22 protein-coding genes are annotated in these 24,172 nt (G+C 57.7%); 11 read left to right on the plus strand and 11 right to left on the minus strand.

The annotated features are described in order from the left end of the window. Positions 1–120: 120 nt before the first annotated feature. Together ACTNBK_RS02100 and ACTNBK_RS02105 are read right to left on the minus strand one after the other, a co-directional pair. On the minus strand, positions 121–993 hold the full coding sequence (locus tag ACTNBK_RS02100; RefSeq protein WP_441143165.1) for a hypothetical protein: 873 nt from the start codon (positions 991–993) through the stop codon (positions 121–123). Beyond that, positions 983–4,012 (minus strand): RNA dependent RNA polymerase, encoded by a 3,030-nt coding sequence (locus ACTNBK_RS02105; RefSeq protein WP_441143167.1) that lies wholly within the window; start codon positions 4,010–4,012, stop codon positions 983–985. The genes ACTNBK_RS02100 and ACTNBK_RS02105 overlap by 11 nt, the downstream gene beginning before the upstream one ends. Positions 4,013–4,134: 122 nt before the next feature. On the opposite strand from ACTNBK_RS02105, the gene ACTNBK_RS02110 reads away from it, so the two are divergent. The 5 genes from ACTNBK_RS02110 (at position 4,135) to ACTNBK_RS02130 (ending at position 9,098) form a co-directional block, all read left to right on the plus strand. Then, positions 4,135–5,328: an AAA family ATPase gene (locus ACTNBK_RS02110; protein ID WP_441143169.1), complete on the plus strand. Its 1,194-nt coding sequence runs from the start codon at positions 4,135–4,137 to the stop codon at positions 5,326–5,328. After that, positions 5,316–5,633 carry a plasmid mobilization protein gene (locus ACTNBK_RS02115; protein WP_441143171.1) on the plus strand — a complete coding sequence of 106 codons (318 nt, stop codon included), beginning with the start codon at positions 5,316–5,318 and terminating at the stop codon, positions 5,631–5,633. The genes ACTNBK_RS02110 and ACTNBK_RS02115 overlap by 13 nt, the downstream gene beginning before the upstream one ends. 1 nt (position 5,634) lies before the next feature. Next, a complete protein-coding gene (locus ACTNBK_RS02120; RefSeq protein WP_441143173.1) occupies positions 5,635–6,987 on the plus strand; it encodes a relaxase/mobilization nuclease domain-containing protein in 1,353 nt (450 codons plus the stop codon). Positions 6,988–7,036: 49 nt separating this feature from the next. Then, entirely contained in the window at positions 7,037–7,321 is a 285-nt protein-coding gene (locus tag ACTNBK_RS02125) for a hypothetical protein (RefSeq protein WP_441143175.1), read from the plus strand. Between the two features lie 88 nt (positions 7,322–7,409). Further along, positions 7,410–9,098, plus strand: a complete 1,689-nt coding sequence (locus tag ACTNBK_RS02130; RefSeq protein ID WP_441143177.1) for a recombinase family protein — start codon at positions 7,410–7,412, stop codon at positions 9,096–9,098. A 119-nt stretch (positions 9,099–9,217) separates the two neighbouring features. Here ACTNBK_RS02130 and ACTNBK_RS02135 read toward each other — a convergent pair whose 3' ends face one another. The 5 genes from ACTNBK_RS02135 to ACTNBK_RS02155 form a co-directional block, all read right to left on the minus strand. Beyond that, positions 9,218–10,354 (minus strand): ABC transporter substrate-binding protein, encoded by a 1,137-nt coding sequence (locus tag ACTNBK_RS02135; protein WP_441143179.1) that lies wholly within the window; start codon positions 10,352–10,354, stop codon positions 9,218–9,220. A 60-nt stretch (positions 10,355–10,414) separates the two neighbouring features. After that, positions 10,415–11,305: an ABC transporter permease gene (locus ACTNBK_RS02140; protein ID WP_441143181.1), complete on the minus strand. Its 891-nt coding sequence runs from the start codon at positions 11,303–11,305 to the stop codon at positions 10,415–10,417. After that, positions 11,302–12,159 (minus strand): ABC transporter permease, encoded by an 858-nt coding sequence (locus ACTNBK_RS02145; protein WP_441143183.1) that lies wholly within the window; start codon positions 12,157–12,159, stop codon positions 11,302–11,304. Before ACTNBK_RS02145 ends, ACTNBK_RS02140 begins: the two co-directional genes overlap by 4 nt. Then, positions 12,146–13,351, minus strand: coding sequence for an ABC transporter ATP-binding protein (locus ACTNBK_RS02150; RefSeq protein ID WP_441143185.1), 1,206 nt, complete (start codon positions 13,349–13,351; stop codon positions 12,146–12,148). The genes ACTNBK_RS02145 and ACTNBK_RS02150 overlap by 14 nt, the downstream gene beginning before the upstream one ends. A 100-nt stretch (positions 13,352–13,451) precedes the next feature. Beyond that, complete coding sequence (locus tag ACTNBK_RS02155) at positions 13,452–14,432, minus strand: RluA family pseudouridine synthase (protein WP_441143187.1); 981 nt, start codon at positions 14,430–14,432, stop codon at positions 13,452–13,454. 125 nt (positions 14,433–14,557) lie between these two features. Here ACTNBK_RS02155 and ACTNBK_RS02160 point away from each other — a divergent pair, with 125 nt between their 5' ends. The 6 genes from ACTNBK_RS02160 to ACTNBK_RS02185 all read left to right on the plus strand — a co-directional run bounded on the left by ACTNBK_RS02160 (position 14,558) and on the right by ACTNBK_RS02185 (position 20,026). Beyond that, positions 14,558–15,067, plus strand: coding sequence for a YceD family protein (locus ACTNBK_RS02160; RefSeq protein WP_441143189.1), 510 nt, complete (start codon positions 14,558–14,560; stop codon positions 15,065–15,067). Positions 15,068–15,108: 41 nt separating this feature from the next. Beyond that, a complete protein-coding gene (gene rpmF / locus ACTNBK_RS02165) occupies positions 15,109–15,309 on the plus strand; it encodes a 50S ribosomal protein L32 (RefSeq protein WP_130849259.1) in 201 nt (66 codons plus the stop codon). A 302-nt stretch (positions 15,310–15,611) separates the two neighbouring features. Next, positions 15,612–16,979 (plus strand): DUF512 domain-containing protein, encoded by a 1,368-nt coding sequence (locus tag ACTNBK_RS02170; protein WP_441143191.1) that lies wholly within the window; start codon positions 15,612–15,614, stop codon positions 16,977–16,979. Between the two features lie 29 nt (positions 16,980–17,008). After that, the gene (der, locus tag ACTNBK_RS02175; protein ID WP_441143193.1) at positions 17,009–18,334 is read left to right on the plus strand and encodes a ribosome biogenesis GTPase Der; all 1,326 of its coding nucleotides are present in this window, start codon (positions 17,009–17,011) and stop codon (positions 18,332–18,334) included. A gap of 3 nt (positions 18,335–18,337) precedes the next feature. Further along, positions 18,338–19,018 carry a glycerol-3-phosphate acyltransferase gene (locus ACTNBK_RS02180; protein WP_441143195.1) on the plus strand — a complete coding sequence of 227 codons (681 nt, stop codon included), beginning with the start codon at positions 18,338–18,340 and terminating at the stop codon, positions 19,016–19,018. A gap of 6 nt (positions 19,019–19,024) precedes the next feature. After that, on the plus strand, positions 19,025–20,026 hold the full coding sequence (locus ACTNBK_RS02185; protein WP_441143197.1) for an NAD(P)H-dependent glycerol-3-phosphate dehydrogenase: 1,002 nt from the start codon (positions 19,025–19,027) through the stop codon (positions 20,024–20,026). Positions 20,027–20,101: 75 nt separating this feature from the next. Here the strand turns inward: ACTNBK_RS02185 and ACTNBK_RS02190 are convergent, their stop codons facing one another. From ACTNBK_RS02190 to ACTNBK_RS02205, 4 genes are all read right to left on the minus strand, one after another. Then, on the minus strand, positions 20,102–21,754 hold the full coding sequence (locus ACTNBK_RS02190; RefSeq protein ID WP_441143198.1) for a recombinase family protein: 1,653 nt from the start codon (positions 21,752–21,754) through the stop codon (positions 20,102–20,104). Positions 21,755–21,831: 77 nt separating this feature from the next. Beyond that, positions 21,832–22,194: a hypothetical protein gene (locus tag ACTNBK_RS02195; protein ID WP_441143200.1), complete on the minus strand. Its 363-nt coding sequence runs from the start codon at positions 22,192–22,194 to the stop codon at positions 21,832–21,834. Between the two features lie 26 nt (positions 22,195–22,220). Then, positions 22,221–23,696 (minus strand): MobQ family relaxase, encoded by a 1,476-nt coding sequence (gene mobQ / locus ACTNBK_RS02200; RefSeq protein WP_441143208.1) that lies wholly within the window; start codon positions 23,694–23,696, stop codon positions 22,221–22,223. A gap of 2 nt (positions 23,697–23,698) precedes the next feature. Continuing rightward, the gene (locus ACTNBK_RS02205; RefSeq protein WP_441143202.1) at positions 23,699–24,016 is read right to left on the minus strand and encodes a DUF3847 domain-containing protein; all 318 of its coding nucleotides are present in this window, start codon (positions 24,014–24,016) and stop codon (positions 23,699–23,701) included. Positions 24,017–24,172 lie beyond the last annotated feature (156 nt).

A 24,172-nucleotide genomic window follows, 5' to 3' on the forward strand; every position in this document is an offset into this window, starting at 1 on the left:
TGTTCAAAGGGAGCTGGGGATGCTTCCCCAGCAAGCTATTTTTGCTGATACATCCATCGGGCGGATTTGCAAAAATTAGTGAACCTGTACAGGTTTAGGAGAGGATAGCAAACTTTATCATCATGTGATTGCAAGTGTATTGCTCAGTCGGTACCGGCATAGTCCAAATCCAGTCTCCGAGCGTTCCAGGATGGCCTCCGGGATCTGCTTGAGATACTTGCGTCCAAAGCTGGTGGTGCCGAAGTATGCGTCGAAGTTTGCCACCGGCAGCACCACCCAGTCGGAATCCTCCGGCTTATTGGCAAGGTAGTAGGCTGCCAGCGTCTCAACCACCTCCACGGGAACGCCCTTGGGCGTGAGCGTGCGGAGTTGTTCCACCAGCGCAGGCGAAAGTTCCGGCTCTTTGCTTCGAAGCGGCCCAAGTTCCAACGCCTGGGCCAGAAAACTGTCAAACCGCAGGCCCCACTGCCCCTTGGTGGTGGGGGCGAACAGGGGGATCTGCATCTGGATCACCTTGTCCCGCCAGGCCCGGTCAAAGCCCCTCTCAATGGCGGAACACTTCTTCTGGGCGCTGCTGGATACCCTCTCCGGGTTTTCCCGCACAAAGGCTGCCACCCGATGCACATGCCTATGAAACCATCCGCTGCCGTTTTCGTCCACAAGGCCGGGAAACTCCCCATGGAGTTTTCCAAAATCACTGCCGAACTGCCACACCTCCCGGGGCGTGGCAGTTTTACTGTCCGGCACACTGCACCAGGCGCATAAGCCCCGCTTGGCATAGTCGATGCGATCCCGGGGCGCTTCGGCTGGGCTGCCATCCTCATTATGAAACAGAAATCCTCTTGCCAGGGTGGTCAGCACCCGGTTGAGCCCCTCAAAGTCCAGAATGGTGTCGAAGGTGAACCGGCCCAGATAGGTGGTGTCCTGCTTGTTCCGGGCGGTGTAGTTTACCACATCGGTGTAGTCCTGAAACTCCTTCCACTCATTCAGCATGGTCCACCTCCAGAACATGTTCCTCGATGTGGTCCGGCAGCAGGTCCCACAGCAGGTTCCTCTTACCCAGGGCCACCACATAGAGCGCCGCCAGGCTGGGCCGGACGATCTTGTCCAGCAGCTTGCGGCAGACCTTGGACACCACGGCCCGCTCATTGCCGCTGAAAGGGGCGGACAGATAGGCTTCCATCATTTTCCGGAAGGCCGGGGAATCTGCCGGGCGGCGGAGCTGCTTCCGTTCCCGAGCTGTCTCCAGATCGTCCATATCACAGACCAGATCTCCCAGCAGACGGAACCCGCCATGGCGGAAGTCGGTCAGGAGATCGTAGTAGTCGGCTCCCTCCGGCAGCCACTCCCGCAGGAATGTTTCTCTCTGTGCTTCTGTCATCAGGTGCCACTGCTGTTCCACAATCTCCTTTCGCAGAGCGGCGATACGCTCCGGGGAGAGCTGCTGGAAGAAGGCATACAGTTCGTCGCTGTCGTAGACTTCTTCCTGTCCCCTGGCGTAGAGAATGCGGTCAATGTCCGTTTTCCGCTGCTGTCCCTTGGCGGGGGCGCGGCAGGCCCGGATGCGGGAGAGACAGTGCTCGTAGTCCCACAGCAAGGTAGAGACAGAAGAAAGAATGTTCTCATTCAGCTGTTTCTTCCAACTTCGTTCCTGGGCGAAGGTGAATAGTTCGCTATCCTTCGCTGGTTTCTCCTGAATCTTGGGCGTGTTGCGCTCCAGCTGGCGGGCCAGCCAGGGCAACCGCTCCACCGGAGAGTCCACCTGATCCCAGTCAATCCCGGCAAAGAAGGTCTCCAGCCGCTCCCGGTGGGTGGGCTCATACCAGGCGCGGCGGCGCTCCTCCGCGCGCTCCAACAGATATTTGTACTGGAGGAAAGGAGTGCGCTTTACCTTCCGTCCGCCCAGAAATTCATCCAGGTTGGGCCGCACACCGGTCTTGGCCGCATCGATCTCCAGCCCACTATAGATGGCCAAGGCTTCCAAGTCCCGGCGGTATCGCTTGCGCTCCTCCGGGTCGGTATGCTCGTTGTAGGCGATGACACTACGATCCAGGGCGGCGTTGCAGATCTGTCCGATGCGGGCAGCAAAGGTGTTCTCCACCGTCTGAAACCGGGCCTGCCAGTCGTTGGCGTCGGACTTGGGTGCGGACAAGGATGGAATTTTCAGCAGGGGCAGGTTGGCGTTGTTGGAGAGCTGCTGATGGACATCGTAATCATAGTTCCGCTTCACACAGCGGTTCAGGATGGGATCAGCAATGGTCTTGACAAGGTCGCCGTCATAGTCCGCGCCGCCCAGCCGCTCCGCTGCCAAACTGTCTGCGGACACCATAACCACATCTGTGAGTTGACCAAAATAGTGTTGACGCAGTTCGTCACCCTCTGGATATACCGACAGCTGCAATTCCTCGTTCCGGGCGATGTGGGGATTGCGGAGCAGAGTACAGCTGTCCTCGTGGTCATAGGCCGCGCTGGGGGCAAAGAAGCTGTCCTCCGCAAAGAAATCTCCCATCACCTGATTGCAGAAGTCCCGCTCACCGGGCAACTGGAACACACGGGGCGCAATTAACTGCCGCAGCAACTCCAGCAGGTCACCGGAGAGAAAACGGTCGTCCCCCGGCACCAGCAGACGACCCACGGCGTAGCCTCGGAGGATCTTCCGGGCCTGCCCATCCAGCTGTTCCGCATAAATAGGTTCCCGAATAAACTTCGGGTTTTTCTCCAGCACCCGGGCCATGATGCTGGCCCGGCTTCCCCTGGGCTGGCTCAGGCCCCGGCGAAAGTATTTCTGCTGATATGCCTCATTGGCACGAAAGTTATAGTAGGCCGTCTCGGTGGCCTTGGTCAGCCACTGCCGGGGATCGTCCTCCGGGCTGTGGCTCCAGCCCTCCGGCAGGTCGGCGGGGCGGAACTCCTCCGGCTGGATGGAGAGGGTGGAGAGGAATTGGTAGTTGAGCTCCACCAGCTTTTCCGGCTCCGTCTTGCTCAGGTTGGTGATGTACAGGGCGTGATTGTAGTCCCGGAAGGCGTCCCAGTAGTCCTCCCAGGTCATACCGTTCTCCCGCAGCCAGCCATACGCCTTGAACTGACTGCGGGTGAGGATGATGTCCACACTGCGGACAGGGTGCGCCTTGCCCCAGATGTTCACGATGGTCTGAGTGCCACTGCGCTTCAAAAAGTCCTTGAAGTCCACCTGATGGAGCATCCCTTTGATGTAGGGCATCCGGATCTGGAAGGAGGTGTGGGTGTGGCTGCCGCAGCAAGCATTGTCCACCACCTCCGCATACTCTTTGGAGATAAGGCCCACGCCGTCAAAGCAGGTGATGTCCAGATCTTCCAGCGTATCTGCCCGGTAAAAGGTTCCCGGCTCTCTGCCTTCCCGCAGGGTGATGACAGGGGCTCGCTCCACTCTCTTTGATGGATTGTCTATGACGATGACCCGGTGATTTTTGTCAATGCGGATGCCGTCCACCCGGGTTCCGCTGGAGAACATGAGACCGTTGTAGGCGTAGAGTTTGCTGAGCTGGCATCGGTCCAGCTCCATGTTCAGCATGATCCGCTGGCGCATGGGCTCATACAGATCCGCCCGGATGAAGGAGAGACGGGACTGGCGGCTCATGCTGGCGGAGCGTTCAAAAGCCACATAGCGGTGTGGGCCGCTGCCGAAGTCCAGAGTGATCCCCTCGGGACGGAACATGTCTCTGGCCTTCTCCCGGCGGGCCTGCTGCGTCCTTCCGGTTCCACGCCGGTCAAAGATCCCGGCGAAGTCCATATAGAACAGTACATCGGAAAGAGCTGTGACTTTCTCATCGCTACGCTCCCGCCAGCCTTTCCCGTGGAGTTGGTACATCAGCTGATGGAACATGGCGCAGCTGTCCTGCTCGTGCTTGGCGCCCGGTACCTTGCAGTGCTCGGTGGCACTGCGGTTCAGAGCAAAGGTGTAAACGCCGTCTTGCTCCGTGGCGTAACTCATCACCGCCCGGGCAGAGAGTTCGTAGATCTGATAGGTCGCCATTGGCTCACCTCCGTTTGCTCCATTCTATCATAAACCATTTCAAAATCAAAATGAATACTACTCCCACTTCTTTTGAGGTAGGAGCTTTTTGTATTCAAATTCTTGAAATGGAGGTACCAAACATGAACAACAAAATGAACCATCCCCTCATCACAGTGGACGGCAGAACCCTGATGGATCGTCCGCTGGAGCCGCCCAATTTTGTGGTGGACACCCTGATCTCTCAGGGCCTGCACATCTTGGCAGGCTCACCAAAGGTGGGCAAGTCCTGGCTTGCTCTGTGGCTGGCGGTGACGGTGGCTAAGGGAGAACCTGTCTGGAACATGACCACCAAGCAGGGCACCACGCTCTATCTCTGTCTGGAGGATTCCGTTCTCCGCATCCAGAATCGACTCTTTGAAATCACTGAGGATGCACCAGACAGCGTCCACTTCTGCACGGAGTGCGTCCTCATCGGCCAAGGGTTGGAGGAACAGGTGGACGCATTTATCGCCGCACACCCCGACACCGTGCTGGTCATCATTGACACCCTGCAGATGGTCCGTCCGATCCACGACGCCACCTACGCCAATGACTACCGGGATCTGTCTGTGCTCAAGCGGCTGGCGGACAAGCACGGCATTGCCATCCTGCTCATCCACCATCTGCGGAAAGAAAAGGCGGAAGATGTGTTCCATCGGATCTCTGGCACCACCGCTATCAGCGGTGCAGTGGATTCCAGCTTCACGCTGGTGGAAGAAAAGCGGGGCAGCGGCAGGGCCAGACTGACCTGCGTGGGCCGGGACATCGAATACCGGGAGCTGGAATTGGAACGCGGCGGTGAAAATGTGTGGGAGTTGGTTTCGGACAGCAGAGAAGAACCCGTGCTGCGTGAGGATCGGATCGTCGTTCTCCTCTCTGCATTTATGAGCAGCAGAACAATATTTATCGGCACTCCCACGGAACTCTCCGAAAAGATCGACCCTGATAAGTCTGAAGGGGTAACGCCCAAAAAGATTTCAAGGATGATCCTGCAAAGCGTTGAGGCCCTAAGGAAGAACGGAATTGCTGCAGTGGTCCGCCGAAGCAACGGCAAGCGTGTAATCGAGCTGAATCGTGCCGATAGTGTCGATTTGGAGGGTGCCGGAGAAATCGTCCCTATCGCCCCTGTTGTCGTTGACCAGCCGTCTGAAGAGGGCCCGGCGGGGGCCGTGGAGAGGGAGTCCTCCCTTCGGGGAGGGCAAGCATCGCGCCCGGCTATACGCCGCGCACAGTTTCGGGGCGCTGCCCCGTACCCGGCCCCTGCGGGGGAAAAGGAGGAGCCATGCAGAGAATAAAAAAGAGTGAGATCATCACCATGCGGGTGACGCCCCGTGTGAAGGAAGCCATCCGGGAACGAGCCAAGGCCGCCGGTCTGACGGTCACCGATTACCTGTGCTACAGCGGATTGGGAAAAGAGATCGTGCGGGTGGAAGGGCTGGAGCAGGTGCTGTCTGAACTGAAGGCCCAGGGGCGGAGCCTGAATCAGCTCACCACCCTGACCAACATGGGGCGGGTGACGGTGGTCAAAGGAGAGGCGCTGGCGGAGAACTATGCAAAAATCTATGAACAGCTCCGAGAGCTGTTGCGGGAGGTGACTTGAGATGGCAACCTTCACCGCTGTCAAGAACCGAGGCGGAGGCCGGGGCGCGCTGGGCGGTGTGCTGCGGTACACACAGCAGGACGAAAAGACTCTGTGGGAAGGACAGCGATTGGTGACCGGCTGGAACTGCACCGCCCAGTCTGTCCTCTCCGAGATGCAGCTTACCAAGGAGCGGTACCGGAAAACGGACGGGCGGCAGTACTACCACTTCGTCCAGTCCTTCGCGGAGACGGACGAACTGACGCCCCAGGAGGCCCACGCCATTGCGCTGGAACTGGTCCAGCGTGAGTTCCCTAACTTCGAGGTATTGGTGGCGACCCACATCGACACCGACCATCTCCACAGCCACCTGGTGGTAAACAGCGTCAGCTTCCAGGATGGTAAGAAGCTCCACCAGAGTGCCGCCGACCTGCAGGCCCACCGGATGGCCAACGATGAAATCTGCGCTGCCCACGGTTTGGAGATCCTTCCGCCGCCGCAGAAGCAGGTCAAGCAAAAGCGGATGAGCGCCAGGGAGTACCGCTCCGCCGCCAAGGGCGAGAGCTGGAAGTTCCGGCTCATGAACACCATCGACCAGTGCATGCGGTATGCTGCCAGCAAGGAGGAATTCATCTCTCTGATGGAGAGTGAGGGGTATCAGGTGCGGTGGACGGACAGCCGGAAGAACATCATCTACACCACGCCCACGGGAATGAAGTGCCGGGATGACCGGCTCCACGAGGAAAAATACACCAAGGAGGTCATGGAACATGAGTTTAGAATCCGAGCGGAGATTGTCCATGGAGGAATTGAAGCGGAGGAACGCTCCGCAGCCGACACCCGCCCAGGCCGGTCCCAGCAAGGAGGAGTGGGACGATCTGCTGCGGATGATCAGCGCATTGTATCGGGTGACGACAGAGCAGAGCAACGCCCTGGAGAATCTGGAGCGGCACACGGAGGCCCAGACAGCCCTTCTGCGGGAGGCTTCCAGCCGGAGGGAGCCGTGCCCCACCCAGGCGCAGATGGAGGCGCTGGCGCGGGATGTGGCGGAAGTACAGCGGCTGCTGCGACAGGCTGGGAAGAAGAAAGAAAGTTCTGTTTCGCCGCCCAGTCTGGCAACGGCGCTGTCGGTGCTGATATGGCTGGCCCTGATTTTGCTGGGGACCATGGTGGGGATGGTGGTCTTGCAGGTGATCTGGTCCGGCTTGGCCGCTCTCTGGAGCGCGGTCAAACTGCTGATCCCGTGAGGGACGCCACCACCGTGCACCAGCATGCGGACCGAAAAACGCTCCGGAAGGAACGGCAAAAGAAAGTTGCCCTTGGCCACAAGGAGGACGATCACGAAGAAGAACAAACCTGGCAGCAGACCATGTGACGGTCTGCTGTTTTTGTTGCCCGACTTGGTTTCGGGGGAAAGGAGTGCCATGAAAAAGGCATATGAGGAATACCGTGACACCGGCATGCTGGGCGGATACGATCCCGGCGAAGCGATGCTGCAGGAAACGGAAAGCGGCGAGGTGCTGACCAGCTTTCGCGATACCTGCTATCAGCACCAGGACGATCACATCATCAACCAGAGGGAGATGCTCATTGGCGGGAAGGTCTTTCATGTGACCTCTGTGTTTCCTGTGGATGCCACGGCCACGCCCACAGATAAGCTACTCTCGCTCATTGACGCGGATTTAAACAAGGAAGCCCACAGTGCGTAAGGTTCCCGTAGACTTGTGCGGGCCGGTGGGGTATACTGTTCGTATCCCATACCGGCTTGCCCCAGAGGAATAGGAGGTTACAAATATTATGGCAAGCCAGAAATACAATATTTTATACGGACGGCTCAGTCAGGAGGATGAGCGGCAGGGTGAGTCAAACTCCATCCACAATCAAAAACTCTTCCTCGAACGGTACGCGGCCGACAATGGATTTGAGAATACCCTCTTCCTGGCCGACGACGGATACTCGGGCACCAGCTTCGACCGCCCCGCATGGAAGAAAATCGTGGAGATGATCGAGCGCGGCGAAGTGGAGACCCTCATCGTCAAGGATCTCAGCCGCCTGGGGCGTGAGTACCTTCAGGTGGGACAGTACACGGAGATCTACTTCCCGGAGAAGGGTGTCCGCTTCATCGCGGTCAACGACGGCGTAGATTCCCTGGTGGAGAGTAGCAATGACTTTAATCCTATCCGTAACTGGGCCAACGAACTCCACGCCAAGGACACCAGTAAGAAAGTACGCGCCATCAAGAAAATGCAGGCGGAGCGCGGAGAGCGGCTGGGCGGCAAACCGCCCTACGGCTATAAGAAGAAGGACAAGGATTCCAAGGAGATCATCCCCGATGAGGAAACCGCCCCCATTGTGCGCCGGATCTTCGACCTGTGCGCGTCGGGAAAGGGACCGAACCAGATCGCCAGAATCCTGACTCGAGAGCAGGTGCTGAATCCCACCAATCAGTACTACCAGGCTACCGGAGCGGCCTGCACCAACCTGGATACCACCCGTCCCTACACCTGGTCCGGCAGAACCGTGGCCAAAATTCTGGAAAACAAGGTCTACATCGGGCACACGCTCAATATGAAAAAAACAACGCTGTCCTACAAAAACAAGAAGCAGATCCAGAAACCGGAGAGTGAGCAGATCCTCGTGGAGAACACCCATGAACCGCTCATCTCCAGGGAGGTCTGGGAGATCGTGCAGGATGTGCGGGAGCACAAGCGGCGGCCGCCCAAGCACATGGAGGAACCGAATCTGTTCTCCGGATTGGTCTACTGCGCTGACTGCGGCAAATACATGGTGCTCTGTCGGACCGAGAAGATGCGGGAGGATCAGTACTATTTCCGGTGCTCCACCTACAGTAAGCGCGGGAAAACCGCCTGCTCGCCCCACCAGATCCGGGAGGCGGATCTGAAAGCCATCGTGCTGGATGACCTGCGCAGGGTCACCCACTTCGCACGGATGAAGGAGCGGCAGTTCGCCCAGTATATCAACCAGAAAAACACCGCCGAGCTGCGCCGGGAGATCAACCGCCTGCAAAAGGAACTGGATTCCATGCGTCGGAGGTATGACGAGCTGTCCGTGTTGTTCAAGCGGCTCTACGAGGACAATGTCCTGGGCCGGGTGACCAATGAACAGTTCCGTATGCTCTCCGCGGACTACAATGCCGAGCAAAAAAATCTGTCCGTTGCTATCGCAGAGAAAGAGGAACAGTTGGAGAAGCTCAAAGCCTCAGCCGCCAATGTGGACGCCTTCATTGAGAAGGCCAAGCGGTACACCAGCATTGACGAACTGACGCCGGAGCTGCTGCGGCTCTTTATCCAGCGGATCGAGGTGGGCGAGCGGAGCAAAAAGCATTCCCGCTCCGCAGGGCAGAGCGTCCGGATTGTCTACCGGGACATCGGCAGTGTGGACAGTCCCATGCAGGAGGGGGAGCACGCGCCAAACATCACAAAGCAGATCACGGATATCGAAAAAATCAAGCGATTGCTGGCATAAAACACAACAGGCAGACAGCTTCCGCTGTCCGCCTGTGTGCCTGACAATCCGCATGGTTCAGATAGTGTACCTATGGGAACTATCCCGAGGGATGTCTCCTTTGTGTGTGAGAGGTCGGCTCAAAGGCCCAGCTCGATCCACAGATCGTTGTAGAGGGTGCGGGTGGCCTCGGGGAGGACAAGGTAGGACTCGCAGCGGTCCAGCACCTCCTGAGGAGCGGCCATGATCTCATAGAGTTCCATGTCCAGGGGCTCGCCGTAGGTCTCCTCATAGTAGGCGGGATACTGCTCCAGAGCCTCGGTATTGGGGGAGGCGTACCAGATGTAGTCCATGTTGGCCAGGTTGGCTTCGGTGGAGGCCAGGAAGTTGATCCACTCGTGGGCCTCGTCCACGTTCTGGGCGTCCTTGAGGATGCACATGGCGTCCACGAACCAGTTGGAGCCCTCCTCGGGGACCACGTAGGCCAGGTCGGGGTTGTTCTCCCGCATGGTCAGGTAGTCGCCGGCATAGTAGGTGGCGATGGCGGCGTTGCCCTGCTCCATCTTCTGGAACACCTCGTCCATAACCTTGCCCTGGTAGACACCCTTGGACACGGCGTCAGAGAGGAGCTGGAAGGCCTCCCGGATCTGGGTCTCATCGGTGGTGTTCACGGAGTAGCCCAGGTAGTAGAGGGCCATGCCCAGGGCGTCCCGGGAATTGTTGATGAGGAGCACGTCACCGGCGTACTTCTCGTCGAACATGGCGGACCAGCTGGTGATGGGCTCATCCACCATAGTGGTGTTGTAGATGATGCCCAGGGTGCCCCAGGTGTAGGGGACGGTGTAGAGGTTCTCGGGGTCGTAGGACAGGTTCTTGAACCGGGCGTCGATCTTCTCAAAGTTGGGGATCTTGCTGTAGTCCAGGGGCTGGAGCATATCCTCCTCGATGAGCTGGGAGATCATATAGTCAGAAGGGCAGATGACATCATAGTTGGCACCGCCGCTCTTGAGCAGGGAGTACAGGGCCTCGTTGCTCTCAGCGGTCTGATAGTTGACCTTGATCCCCGTCTTCTCCTCGAATTGAGTGATCAGGTCTTCGTCGATGTATTCGCCCCAATTGCACACATTGAGCACGCGGTCACCGGTATTGGCGCTGCCTTCACTGCCGCTGCTGACTGGCGTGCTGGTGTCGGTGCTCACTTGCTCCACGGAGCAGCCGGTCAGGAACAGGCCCATCGTCAGGGAACCGGCGAGGGTCAAGGCTACGAGTTTCTTCAATTGATCATTCCTCCAGTTGAATAGGTGATTTTATCTTCAGGCCCTTTGGGCCAAAAGACCTCAGTCGAACCGCTGTGCGGCGGCGGCCTTTTCCGCCCGGGCCTCCCGGACGTTGACGATGACCAGCAGAGTGAGCACCGTCACAAAAAGCAGAGTAGATACGGCGTTGATCTCCGGACTCACCCGCTTCTTGGTCATGCCGTAGATGGCCATGGCCAGGGTGGAGGTAGCAGAGCCGGCAGTGAAGTAGGAGATGACGAAGTCGTCCACGCTCATGGTGAAGGCGATGAGGGCGCCGGAGACGATGCCAGGCATGATCTCAGGCAGGATGACCTTCCAAAAAGCCTGGAACCAGGTGCAGCCCAGATCCTGGGCGGCGTCCACCAGGTTCTTGTCCATCTGCCGCAGCTTGGGGCCCACCGACAGGATGACATAGGGGATGTTGAAGGTGATGTGGGCGATGAGCAGAGTGCCAAAGCCCAGGGTGAGCCTGGGAAAGGTGACGCGGTAGACCTCGCCGAACAGGCTGAAGGTGATGCGGTAGTTTTCGGCAAACTCGTTCCAGAAGCCGAAAACCGCCACAAAGAGCAGGCACAGGCTGACGCCGGTAACGATATCGGCGTTCATCATGGGGATGGAGTTCACCGTCATCAGGGGGTCCCGCCACCGGCGGCGCATGGCATAGAAGCCGATGGAGGCAAAGGTACCCGCCACAGTGGCGATGGCGGTGGCCAACAGGGAGACCAGCAGGGTGGTGTAGATACTCTGCATGATCAACCGGTCCTGAAAGAGCTCCACATACCAGTGGAGGGAGAAGCCCTTCCAGACCACGCTGCTGTTGCCGGAGTTGAAGGAGAAGACGATGAGCAGGAGGATGGGAGCGTACAGGAAGAGAAAGACCAGGCCCATGAACAGCCGGTTCATGAAACCGTTTTTCTTTTGCAGACTCATAGCAACACCGCCTGTTCCTCGCCCTCGCCGAAGTGGTTCATGACCCACATACAGACGATCACGATGAGCATCATCACCAGGGCGATGGCGCTGCCCAGGTGGGGGTTATAGGCTCCGCCCAAAAACTGCTGCTCGATGAGATCGCCCAGCAGCATCTGGGTGCCGCCGCCCAGCAGGCGGGAGATGGCGAAGGTGGACACCGAGGGGACGAACACCATGGTCACACCGGAGAGGATACCGGGAAGGGACAGGGGAAAGATCACCTTCCGAAAGACAGCGGTGGAGTTAGCCCCCAAATCCCGGGCTGCCTCCAGCAGGGAATTGTCCAGCTTGACGATGACCGAGTAGATGGGTAGGATCATGAAGGGCAGGTAGTTGTAGACCATGCCCAGTACTACGGCGCCCTGGGTACCGATCATGTGGAAGTACTGGATGTCGGTGCCGAAAATGGCATTGATAAGGTCAAAGAGCCCGATGGCGGAGAAGAACTGGTTGATAAGACCGTTTTTCTCCAGGATGGACATCCAAGAGTAGGTCCGCAGCAGAAAGTTGACCCACATGGGGAGCATGATAAGCATCATGCCCACCCGCTGGAACCGGGGACCCTCCTTGGCCATGATATAGGAGAGGGGATAGCCGATGAGGAGACAGACGAAGGTAGCGATAATGGCCAGTTTGAAGGAGCGGGTAAAGATGACGGTATAGGTTCCCATCCGGGCAAAATTATCCAGGGTAAAGCCGCCGCTGGCGGTGCTGAAAGCGTAGATCACCACCATGATGATAGGGGCGACAACAAAAAGGGCCATCCAGACCACATAGGGGATGGCCAGGAGGGGGCGCTTACTCTTCTTCATGGCCGTCCTCCCGGAAGCTCTCCTCCTGTTCAGGGTCGTAGTCTACATCGCCGATCTCATCATATTCCTCGGAATAGGAGGAATAGTCGCCGAACATACCGGAATAGGCGCTCTTCTTCATGACGTGGATGCCGTCGGGATCGATCTTGATGCCGATGTGGCTGTCCACGGGACAGAAGTCGGTGGTCTGGATAAGCCACTTGAAGCCGTAGAAGTCCACGATGGTGTCGTAGTGAACGCCTTTGAAGGTGACAGAAGTGACCGTGCCCTTCAGCTGCCCGCTGGCCTCGTCCACGATATCCACGTCCTCGGGTCGGATAACCACGTCCACCGGCTCGTCCTTGGCAAAGCCCTTGTCCAGGCACTGGAACTTCCGGTTGAAGATCTCCACCACCCCGTCGGCGCGCATGATGCCGTCGATGATGTTGGACTCGCCGATAAAGTCGGCCACAAAGGCGTTTTTGGGTTCGTTATAAATGTCCTCAGGGGTACCGATCTGTTGTATACGGCCTCCATCCATGACTACTACCGTGTCGCTCATGGCCAGGGCTTCTTCCTGGTCGTGGGTCACGTAGATAAAGGTGATGCCCATTTCCTGCTGGATGCGTTTGAGCTCGTTCTGCATATCTTTTCGCAGGCGCATATCCAGGGCGCCGAGGGGTTCGTCCAGAAGGAGCACCTTGGGCTGGTTCACCAGAGCCCGGGCGATGGCCACCCGCTGCTGCTGACCGCCGGACAGGGCCGAGATAGAGCGCTTTTCAAAGCCCTTGAGGTTGACAATTTCCAGCATCTCCATGACCCGGCGGCGGATCTCCGCCTCGGGAATCTTCACCTTGCGGGTAACCGGCTTGCCGTTGACCTGGCTGGTCTCGGTGCTGCCCAGACGAAGGCCGAACGCCACGTTCTCGAATACATTCAGGTGGGGGAACAGGGCATATTTCTGGAATACGGTGTTCACCGCCCGTTTGTGGGGGGGAACATCATTAATCCTCACGCCGTCAAAAAAAACGTCGCCAGAGGTGGGGGTGAGAAAACCACCGATGATACGCAGGGTGGTCGTCTTGCCGCACCCGCTGGGACCCAGCAGCGTGAGGAATTCCTTGTCATTGATATAGAGGTTTAAATGATCCAGTACAATGTCATCGTCGTAAGACATGACGCAGTCCGTCAAACGGATGAGCTCCTTGGACATTTATCACCCTCCTCTCCAAATGATGGCCAGATTCCGACGGAAAATAGCAAGGTACAATATATAATGTCTCCCCTGAAATGTCAATGGATTTCCTGTAATTTTAAGGGGTATTTTTGCGGGGGGATCGGGGGAAATATTCCTCTACAAAATCAACCTGTTCCACCTGCCAGCTTTTTCCGTTGAGGGGCTCCAAAACGCCGGCGTCGGTGGTGAAGGAAAAGACCAATTTATAGGACCAGAGTGCCTGAAACTTCCGGTCATAGCGCTTGTTGTCCCGGTTGCGGCCGTACTTGCCGTCGCCCAGGAGGGGATGGCCGGCGGCGGCAAACTGAGCTCGGATCTGATGGGTGCGGCCGGTGATGAGCTCGCATTCCACCAGGGAGAGCCCATTTTGTACCCTCAGGGTCTTGTAGAGGGTGACGGCGGTCCGCCCGCCGGGCACCGGCGTCTTGTGGACGGTGACCTGGTTTTTGCTCTCGTCCTTGGAGAGAAAGCCCTCCAGCTTGCCCTCGGGCGGGTTCATGCGGCCATGGATGGCACACAGATAATACTTTTCGATCTCTCGGTCCTTGATCTTCTGATTCATGATACGCAGGGCCTCGGCGGTCTTGGCGGCGATGACGATGCCGCCGGTGTTCCGGTCGATGCGGTTGCACAGGGCGGGGGTGAAGGAGTGTTCCTGACGGGGGTCCCACTCCTTTTTCTGATAAAGGTAGGCCTGGATGTGGGTGATGAGGGTGTTGACGTACTCCCCCTGGTCGGGGTGGACCAGCAGGCCGGGGCGCTTGTTCACCAGGAGGATGTGCTCGTCCTCATAGACGATGTCCAGCTGGGGCTTGAAGACGGAGAGGAAGGCGTTTTCGGGGGCGGGGGCGTCAAAGAACTCGTCGTTGATGTAGAGCTGGAGAAGGTCGCCCACCGCCAGGCGGGTGTCCCGCTTGGCCCCCTTTCCGTTGAGCTTCACCCGCTTGAGACGGATGTATTTCTGGGCCAGGGGAGCGGGGAGGAGGGGCAGGGTCTTGCCCAGCCAGCGGTCCAGACGCTGCCCGGCGTCGTTTTTTGTCACGGTAAACTCTCTCATGGGGACCTCCCGATTGTGGTAGTTGCATACACTCTATCATATTTCAGAAAAAAAGTGAAGAAAGTATTTGACATTGACAGAACTCTTGACTATAATATTTGACGTGCCATTATGCGAGGTGTGCCATGCGACTGAACCTGAAGAACATCATCAACGTGCCCGGAGGCGTGTGCCCCTTCTCCTACGAGTTGGATTTCTCCGACCTGGAGTTCGGCGGTGCCCACCCCATCGACCAGCCGGTCCAGGTGACCGGGCAGGTCCGCAACATGGCGGGTGCGCTGGTGCTGGAGGGAACGGCCGCCACCACGCTCCATCTTGTCTGTGACCGGTGCGCCAAACCGTTCGCCCGGGAGAAGACGGTCCGCTTGGAAACGCTGCTGGCCCAGGAGCTGGCCGACGAGCGGAGCGACGACGAGATCGTCCTGCTGGACGGAGACGAGGTGGATCTGGACGACGTGGCTACCACGGCGTTCGTCCTCGCAATGGATAGCAAGAACCTCTGCTCAGAGGACTGCAAGGGCATCTGTCCCGGGTGCGGCGTTGACCTCAACGTGGAAGCATGCCGGTGCAAGCCCGAGGTAGACCCCCGGCTGGCAGTACTTGCCAAGCTTTTGGAGGACAAAGAGAGCGAGTAAACTAGCAGTACCCGCGCAGGGTATTCAAGGAGGTGTCACAAATGGCAGTCCCTAAGTCTAAAGTATCCAAGCAGCGTCGGAACAAGCGCCGGAGCTCCGTGTGGAAGCTGGAGACCCCCGGTCTCAACAAGTGCCCCAAGTGCGGCGCTTACCGCCTGCCTCACCGGCTGTGCAAGTCCTGCATGACTTACAATGGCCGTGAGTTCGGCAAGGTCGAGGCCACCGAGTCCAAGGCCAACTAAACAGGCAAAAAGAAATGAGGGGGCAACCCCTCTTTCTTTTTGCCCGCAATTCGGGTACAATAAGGCAAGAAACGGCGGAAGATCAAAAAAGCTGCAATAGGCCATCGGTTATGCAGGAGCCTCGAAGAGTTCCGCCGTCCGCAGACGGCGGAAGAAAATAGAATTTGTTTTTTCCGATGACATGTGCATCGGGAAAAACACCGATCAGCCCGCAAGCGTGCGAGCGAAGCGAGTGCGACGCCGCGGGCTGTATTCTCTTTCTCACACGCGCCTGCGCGTGCGAGAGAAAAGGATGTGAGCCTGTGAGCACGAAAATACGTTCGGTGGACAGCGGCAGCCCGGCGGAGCGGGCAGGCGTCCGCCCGGGGGAGACTCTGCTGGAGATCAGCGGCCACCGGGTGGTGGACGTGCTGGACTACAAGTTTTACGGCTACGACGCCAGGCTCACCCTGACCCTTCAGGGGGAGGATGGCCAGCGGCGGACGGTAAAGCTCCGCAAGGAGGAGGGGGAGGATCTGGGCCTCAACTTTGAGACCTACCTCATGGATCGGGCCCGCTCCTGCGCCAACCAGTGTATCTTCTGCTTTGTGGACCAGATGCCGCCGGGGATGCGGAAGACCCTTTATTTCAAGGATGACGACGCCCGGCTCTCCTTCCTGCTGGGCAACTATATTACCCTCACCAATCTCTCGCCCCGGGAGATCCAGCGGATCTGCGACCTGCGGGTGAGCCCGGTGAACATCTCCGTCCACGCCACCGACCCGGAGCTGCGCACGGCTATGCTGAAAAATCCCCGGGCGGGGGAGTGCCTGGACGTCATGAAGCGGCTGGCGGCGGCGGGGATCGAGATGAACTGCCAGGTGGTGGCCTGCCCCGGCGTCAACGACGGCCCCGCCCTGGATCGCACCCTACGGGAGCTGGGGGAGCTCTATCCCCGGGTGAACAGTGTGGCGGTGGTGCCGGTGGGGGTGACCAAATTCCGGGAGGGCCTGTGTCATATCGACCCCTATACGCCGGACCAGGCTGCCGCTCTGATCGACCAGGTGGAGGCCTTCGGCCGGGCCTTCCAGGCCGGACACGGCACCGCCCTGGCCTGGTGCTCCGACGAGTTCTACCTCATCGCCGGCCGGACGCTGCCGGAGAAGTCCTATTATGAGGACATGGCCCAGCTGGAGAACGGCGTGGGCATGCTGCGACTGCTGTTGAGCCAGGCGGCCATGGCTCTGGAGGACCAGGACCCCGGAGCTGCGCCCCCCGCCTTTTCCGTGGCCACCGGTGTGTCAGCGGCGCCTTTTGTGCAGGAAATCGTTGACATGTGCCGGGAAAAATGCGATAAAATAAGGGGAAAGGTCTATCCCATCCGTAACCGCTTCTTCGGCGAGACCATCACGGTGTCGGGACTCATCACCGGTACCGACCTGGTGGGGCAGCTCAAAGGGGTGGAGCTGGGGGAGGTGCTGTATATCCCCGCCAACATGCTCCGGTCCGGGGAGCGGGTATTTTTGGACGATATGACGGTGGAAGAGGCCCAGGCCGCCCTGGGTGTCCCCATCATCCCCCTGGACGAGGAGAGCGGCTTTGACCTGGTGGACGCCATCTTCGGCCTGCCGGTGGAGCACACCGGCTCTGCCCTCCCGCCGGAGGAGGAATACTACCGCTATAATCCGTAAGGAGTATCAATAGAAAGGATGTGCCGCCAATGAAACCTCTTGTGGCCATCGTTGGACGCCCGAACGTGGGAAAGTCCATGCTGTTCAATAAACTGGTGGGCAAGCGCCTCTCCATCGTGGAGGACACCCCCGGCGTCACCCGTGACCGGCTCTATGCCGAGGCGGAGTGGTGCGGCCATACCTTCGACATTGTGGATACCGGCGGCATCGAGCCCGGTACCGACAGCGAGATCCTGACCTTCATGCGCAAGCAGGCGGAGATCGCCATTCAGAACGCCACGGTCATCATTTTCCTCTGCGACATCAAGACCGGCCTCACCGCCTCTGACCAGGAGGTGGCCAACATGCTCCTGAGGTCCCGGAAGCCGGTGGTGCTGGCGGTGAACAAGATGGACCAGGTGGGCGCCACCAACCCGGACATCTATGAGTTCTACAACCTGGGCCTGGGGGACCCCATCGCCGTCTCCGCCGTCCACGGTCACGGCACCGGCGACCTGCTGGACGCCTGCGTGCAGTACTTCCCCGAGGAGGAGGCCGACGACACCCCCGACGACGTGATCAAGGTAGCCGTCATCGGCAAGCCCAACGTGGGCAAGTCCTCCCTCATCAACCGCATCCTGGGGGAGGAGCGGGTCATCGTCAGCAACATGGCGGGCACCACCCGGGACGCCGTGGACAGCTATTTTGAAAACAAGCAGGGCAAGTACCTCTTCATCGACACCGCCGGTATGCGGAAGAAGTCCAAGGTGGACGACCGCATCGAGAAGTTCTCCGTCCTCCGGGCCACCATGGCCATCGAGCGCAGCGACGTCTGTCTCATCCTCATCGACGCCAACGAGGGGCTTACTGAGCAGGACACCAAGGTGGCTGGTCTAGCCCACGAGGCGGGCAAGGCCTGCATCATCGTGGTCAATAAGTGGGACGCCATCGAGAAGGACGACAAGACCATGGACCGCATGCGAGAGGAGGTCCGCCGGGACCTCTCCTACATGACCTATGCCCCCATCGTCTTTATCTCCGCCCTCACCGGCCAGCGGGTGAACCGGCTCTTTGAGCTCATCAACTACGTCAACGACCAGGCGGCCATGCGTATCACCACCGGCATGCTCAACACCCTACTGGCCGACGCCACCCAGCGGGTCCAGCCTCCCACGGACAAGGGCCGTCGGCTGAAGATCTTCTATATCACCCAGGTGGGCGTGAAGCCCCCTCACTTCGTCTGCTTCTGCAACGACGCGCAGCTCTTCCACTTCTCCTATCAGCGGTATATCGAAAACCAGATCAGAGCCACCTTTGGCCTGGAGGGGACGCCGGTGCGGCTGACCATCCGGCAGAAAGGCGATAAGGAGGAATGACGGATGGCACCAATGAACTCAGAGGTCTCTCAGGGCTTTCTTTTACTGGCCGGAGTATTCTTGGGGGTGGCGGCAGTTGCCTACTTCCTTGGATGCTTCAATGGCGCAGTCATCGTCTCCAAGTATATTCTGCGCAATGACATCCGCAACCACGGCAGCGGCAACGCTGGACTCACCAATTTCCACCGGGTGTTCGGAGGCGGACTGACCTTTGTGGTCATCCTCTGTGACGTTCTCAAGGCGATCCTCGCCGTTTTGATCGGAACGATGGTCATCGGTACGGTAGTGGGCGGCTGGATGGGTCCCGTTCTGGGTAAGTATTGGGCCGGCCTCTTCTGCCTGCTGGGGCATATGTTTCCCTGCATGTTCCAGTTCAAGGGCGGAAAGGGTATCCTCTCCGGCGGTACCATTGCCCTCATGCTGGATTGGCGCATTGCCCTGGTGGTGTGGGGAGGATTCCTGATTCTCACCGCGCTGACCCGCTGGGTGTCCCTTGGCTCCTGCTGGGCGGGAGCGTCCTTTCCGTTCGCCACTTGGTTTGTCTATCATGATGTGATCCTGCTCCTGCTGGCCATCTTGATCGGCGGCCTCATTCTCTGGAAACATCGGACCAATATCGGTCGACTTTTGAAAGGTGAGGAGAACAAGCTTACCTTTCATAAGAAAAAGGAAACGGGGGTATAAATAACCGTGAAGGTAGCTGTCATTGGTTCTGGCGGCTGGGGCACAGCTCTTGCAATGCTGCTTTTAGAAAATGGAAATGATGTGACGCTCTGGTCCTATTCAGAGGAGGAGTCGAAAGTCCTGCGGGAGACAGGGGAGAACCCCATGCTCAAGGGTGTGCCCCTTCCCAAGGAGCTCAAGTTCACCACCGATCTGGACTGCGTTGCCGGCTGCGGCGTGGTAGTCCTGGCCACTCCCTCCTTCGCCGTACGGAGTACCGCGCGGCAGATGGCGTCCCACCTGACGGTGGGGACCGTGGTAGTGTCGGTGTCCAAGGGCATCGAGAAGGAGACCTCCACCACTCTCACCGAGGCCATCCATGAGGAACTGGGCCCGGACTATCCGGTGGTGGCTCTGTCTGGTCCCTCCCATGCCGAGGAGGTGGGCCGGGGTGTCCCCACGGCGGTGGTCTCCGCCTCCAAGAACCAGAAGGCCGCTGAGCTGGTCCAGGACCTCTTTATGAGCCCCCGGTTCCGGGTCTACGCCTCCGACGACGTGACGGGCGTGGAGCTGGCCGCCGCGCTGAAAAACGTTATCGCCCTGTGTGCCGGCTGCTGTGACGGCATGGGCTGCGGAGACAATACTAAGGCCGCCCTCATGACCCGGGGCCTCACCGAGATTGCTCGGCTGGGCGTGGCCATGGGGGGACGGAAGGAGACCTTCGCCGGTCTGGCCGGCGTGGGCGACCTCATCGTCACCTGCACCTCCATGCACTCCCGGAACCGCCGCTGCGGCATCCTCATCGGAAAGGGTATGGAGCCCGCCAAGGCCGTCAAGGAGATCGGCGCGGTGGTGGAAGGCTACTACGCCGCCGCCAACGCCAAGACCCTGGCGGACAAGCTGGGGGTGGAAATGCCCATCGCCGCCGCGGCCTATGAGGTGCTCTACCATGGCAAGGACCCCAAGGTAGTGCTCCAGGAGCTCATGACTCGGGAGAAGAAGCACGAGATCGAGGACAGCTGGGTATGACAAAAAGGCCCTCCGGCAATGGGCGGGGGTCGTAAGAAAGTAATATCGTTTTTTGCAGAAACGGCATGGCTTCGGTCATGCCGTTTCCTCTTTCACAAGTTCATTCAGCGGGATAAAGCCCACAAGGTCATAGGAAATGCGGATGTTCTGCCGCCGCTTGCCGCTGCTCTTGTCAGGGGCTTCAATGTAGATCGCCTTGACAAGTTCCCGAAGAGCGTAAGGGGTAAGCTCCTGCAAATCCTCATATTTGTGTACCCGCTGGATAAACTGCTCCAAGTTTTCAATCTGTCGTTCCTGTACTTCAATTTCCTGCTGTAAGCTCTGAATTTCCACTTTGAGTTGCGTCTGCTCATCCTCATAAGTCTTGCTCATCATAGAGAACCGTTCATCCGTGATACGCCCTGCCACATTGTCCTCATAGATGCGGATAAACAGGCGGTCAAGTTCCGTCAACCGTTTTTCGGCCTGTGCCAGACGCTTTCTGTGTCCACGGATGGCTTCCTCGCTGGACAGGCGGAGCTTTTGCTCCATGACCTCCCGGAAGTGCTTCTCATACCGTGTCACATAGAAAATGACCGCTTTCATGTGCATCCAGACCAAATCTTCCAGAACAACCGCCCGGATGAAGTGAGCCGAACAGCTTCCCGTGTTGCTGCGGTAGTTAGCGCATATAAAGTGATCCTGCCGCTTCTCAAAGTAGTTGGTGGTGCAGTACCGCATTTTCGCTCCGCAGTCGGCACAGTAGACCATGCCAGAGAACAGACTACTTTTGCCCGTTTTCGTTCTGCGGTGACGCTGCTGCCGGATCTCCTGCACCTTGTCAAAGACTTCCTGCTCGATGATCGCCGGATGGGTGTCGTAGAAAACCGCCTGATTTTCAAGGGGCGTTTCCCGCTGCTTCTTGTCCCAGATCGAATTGGTGTAGGTCTTGAAATTGACCGTACAGCCTGTGTATTCCCGCCGTTCCAGAATGTGGACAACGGTATTGGTGTTCCAATGGTAGGGATTAGCGGTTTCCGGGCTTGGAGTCTTGATGCCGATCTGCCGCTTATATGCGGTGGGATTCAGAACCTTTTCCTCCTGCAAGAGCTTGGCGATCTGCATCGGCCCCCGGCCCTCCATGCACAGCATGAAGATACGCCTCACTACCATTGCCGCCGCTTCGTCCACGATCCATTTCGTTTTGTCCTCCGGGTTTTTACGATAACCGAACGGAACATTGGTTGTCAGGGGTACACCACGCTCGCCCTTTGCTTTCTGCACAGCCCGGATTTTGCGGCTGGTGTCCTTGGCGAAAAACTCGTTAAACCAGTTTTTGATACCGGCAATATCGCTGTCTGTGCTGTTGGGGTCGATGGTGTCAAAGTGGTCGTTGATGGCAATATATCGCACATTGTATTTCGGAAAAGTGAAGTTGATATAAAGCCCGGTCAGCGAAGAATTTCGTCCCAGTCTGGATAGGTCTTTGGTGATACAGACTGCCACCCGTCCCGCTTCGATCTCCGCAAGCATGGCTTGGAAGCCAGGGCGGTCATAGTTCGTGCCGCTGTATCCGTCGTCCACGAAAAAGGTCGGGTTAGGAAAGCGATTCTCTTTAGCGTACTGGAGCAGGATCATTTTTTGATTCTGTATGGAGTTCGATTCATCCTCTTTGCCGCCGTTTTTATTCATATCCTCTACGGAAAGGCGACAATAGAGTGCGGTGATTTTGTCAGTTGCCCGTAACATTTCTGTTTCCTCCTTCAAAGGGGCAACTGCCAGTACAGGATTGGTTGCTTCTATTGTACCAAGAGTCTGTGAATTTGTCATTCGGAATCCTCCAACTTTTCTGTAAACTTTTCAGCCATAATGCGCTCCATTTTTCTGTCCAGCGTTTCTGTCCCGTCATAGCTGCCTGTGACGGAGTAGATCGTGCCACCAATCTCTTTCTGTAAAGTGAACTCCGGCAGCCAGAAAGCGGATGGATTTTTCACGCAAATGTGTCCGTCCTCATCAAACCAGAAATTGAGTTTGGGATGGTTGGGCGGCAACGGTGCGGGCTTGAAATAGGGATCGGGGTTAGAGAAGTAATATTCCTCCGGCTCGGTGTGTTCCTGCTGTTCCCATTCCTCGATTTCCTCCAAAAGTTCCGGGTCGAGTAGGTGTTCAAATTGCGATTTCTGTTTCATAAGTACCTCCTGATTTTGTGTAAAGATTAGTGTTCGATTTCTTGCTTTTTCTGCCGCACAGCGGCGTTCTGGCGCTCCTGTTCATGTTGCACCTCATAGATGCTGTAATGGATGGCCCAGAGCTTTTTTGTGTCGGCATACAGGGGCGTAAGCTCCGTCTGCAAATCCCTGTACTCCGTTTCCAGACGGGCCTTTTCCGCACGCCATGAGGCAGCGGGCAGCTTGCCGTCCACCACCTGTCCTTTCAGTTTGCGCTCAGCCATGTAGAATAGGCGAAGCGTATCGTCATGCTCGGACTTATACTTCTGGCGGGATTTTTCAAAGCGGATGGTGTTCAGCTTGTCGGCAACGGGCTTTCCAGCTTTGTAGTAATCCGCCATGCGAAGCAGCTCGTCCAGTTCCTTGATGCGGGCCTGTTTCCCGAATGCAGACTTTTTCAGCGTGTCGATTTTGCCCTGCATGGTATGCAACGCTGTGTCCAGATCGTCAGCGGTGTAGAGATGCTTGGATTCCAGATAGCTGACTGCCTCAGACAGCTTTTTCAGATTTGCGATTCTGGCCTTGCCGCTGTATGCGCCCTTGTTACGGTTGTCATAGTAGGCGGACAGAAGCTCCACCAGCGTCGGCGGCTGGGGCTTGGGAAGCTCGGTTTTGACAGCTTTCAGCCAGTCGATCAGGGCGGCGATTTTCCATTTTGCCTCCCGGAGCATGGCATTGGTTTTCCTGATCCAGCGGTTGAGATCGCCCTTGTCGGTGCGGATGCCCTTGGCTTCCATCGCCCGGACGGTTGGTCCCTCATGCTGGGTGGGGATCTGCTCTACCCCCTGACGCTCAAAGCTACGGTGGTCGATGCGGCAATCCAAACCCTTCTCGGCAAACTTCTGATTGCACAGATCAGCCCATGCTTGCCGCCAATGCTCTAAGGTGTCGGGACTGCCCCAATCGGTAGTCGGTACAGCATTGAATACATAGTTTCCTGCTTCGTCACGGATGCGGTTGCCATGCTCGTCCAACAGATATTCCCGCCGCTGCTTGTTGCCCCATTTCCCGTTTGGCAGGATAGGCCGGATGGGACACATGACATGAAAATGGGGATTTGAAATGCCGCCGTTCTCCTTGTCGGGGGAATGAACAGAGAAGTCCACCACCATACCCCGGCTCACGAAATTGTCCAATAAAAATTGCCTTGCGAGCTCGATGTTCTCCTGCATGGAAAACTCGTTCTGCAAAGCAATGTCAAAGCTGTATGCAAGCTGCGCTTTCTTTCCCCGTTCCGCTCTCTCCACTTCATTCCATAGGGTTTCCCGATCAGCGAAAGAGGGTGGGGCATGGGGCAGCAGCAGGATTTCGGAACAGATTACGCCGCCCTTTTTGGCGTAGTCGCTGTCCTCACCGTAATACTCGCTGTGCAGCTTTTCGCCGGAGCGATAGGCGGCGGCAGCCACAGCAGACTGTCCGGCGCTGCGCTTGATTTGTGTGACATGAAAATGATATAGTGCGATACTCAACACCTCTCTTTCTGTTCAGCCCGGTTGTGTTCATTGACCGCTTCCATGAGCAAGCCCTTGACCTCCGGGACGGCAAGAGCTTTTTCTGCAAAGGCATAAAACTCAGTTTCGGTCAAAACCTTTGTCAGCGGTACGACGCTTTCAATGGCTGCGCCACGGGTGATAAGGTGGTGTGCCCGCTTGCGTCGTTCTCCTTTTTCGTAGTAGATGATGCGGTTTTCAAGCTGCTGCTTTTTGTGTTGGAGCTGAGTGAGCTTGCGTTCATTGGCGGCGAGCTCGGCTTTCAGTTCGGGGACGGTTTTCTGTTTTGGCATAGCACATGACCTCCTTTTGATGGGATGGATGGGATAAAAAGAGACCGCAAATTGCAAGTGCAAGCTGGACACCTGCACGGTAGAACTTAGTTAATCAGAGCGTCGGTCAGGATGGAAGCCGCTGGCTTCCATCCTGGGCGATGCTGCCGCAGCCGG

The sequence above is a fragment of the Intestinimonas sp. HCP28S3_D6 genome (assembly GCF_052065695.1).
In the GTDB taxonomy this organism is placed as follows: Bacteria; Bacillota; Clostridia; order Oscillospirales; family Oscillospiraceae; genus Intestinimonas.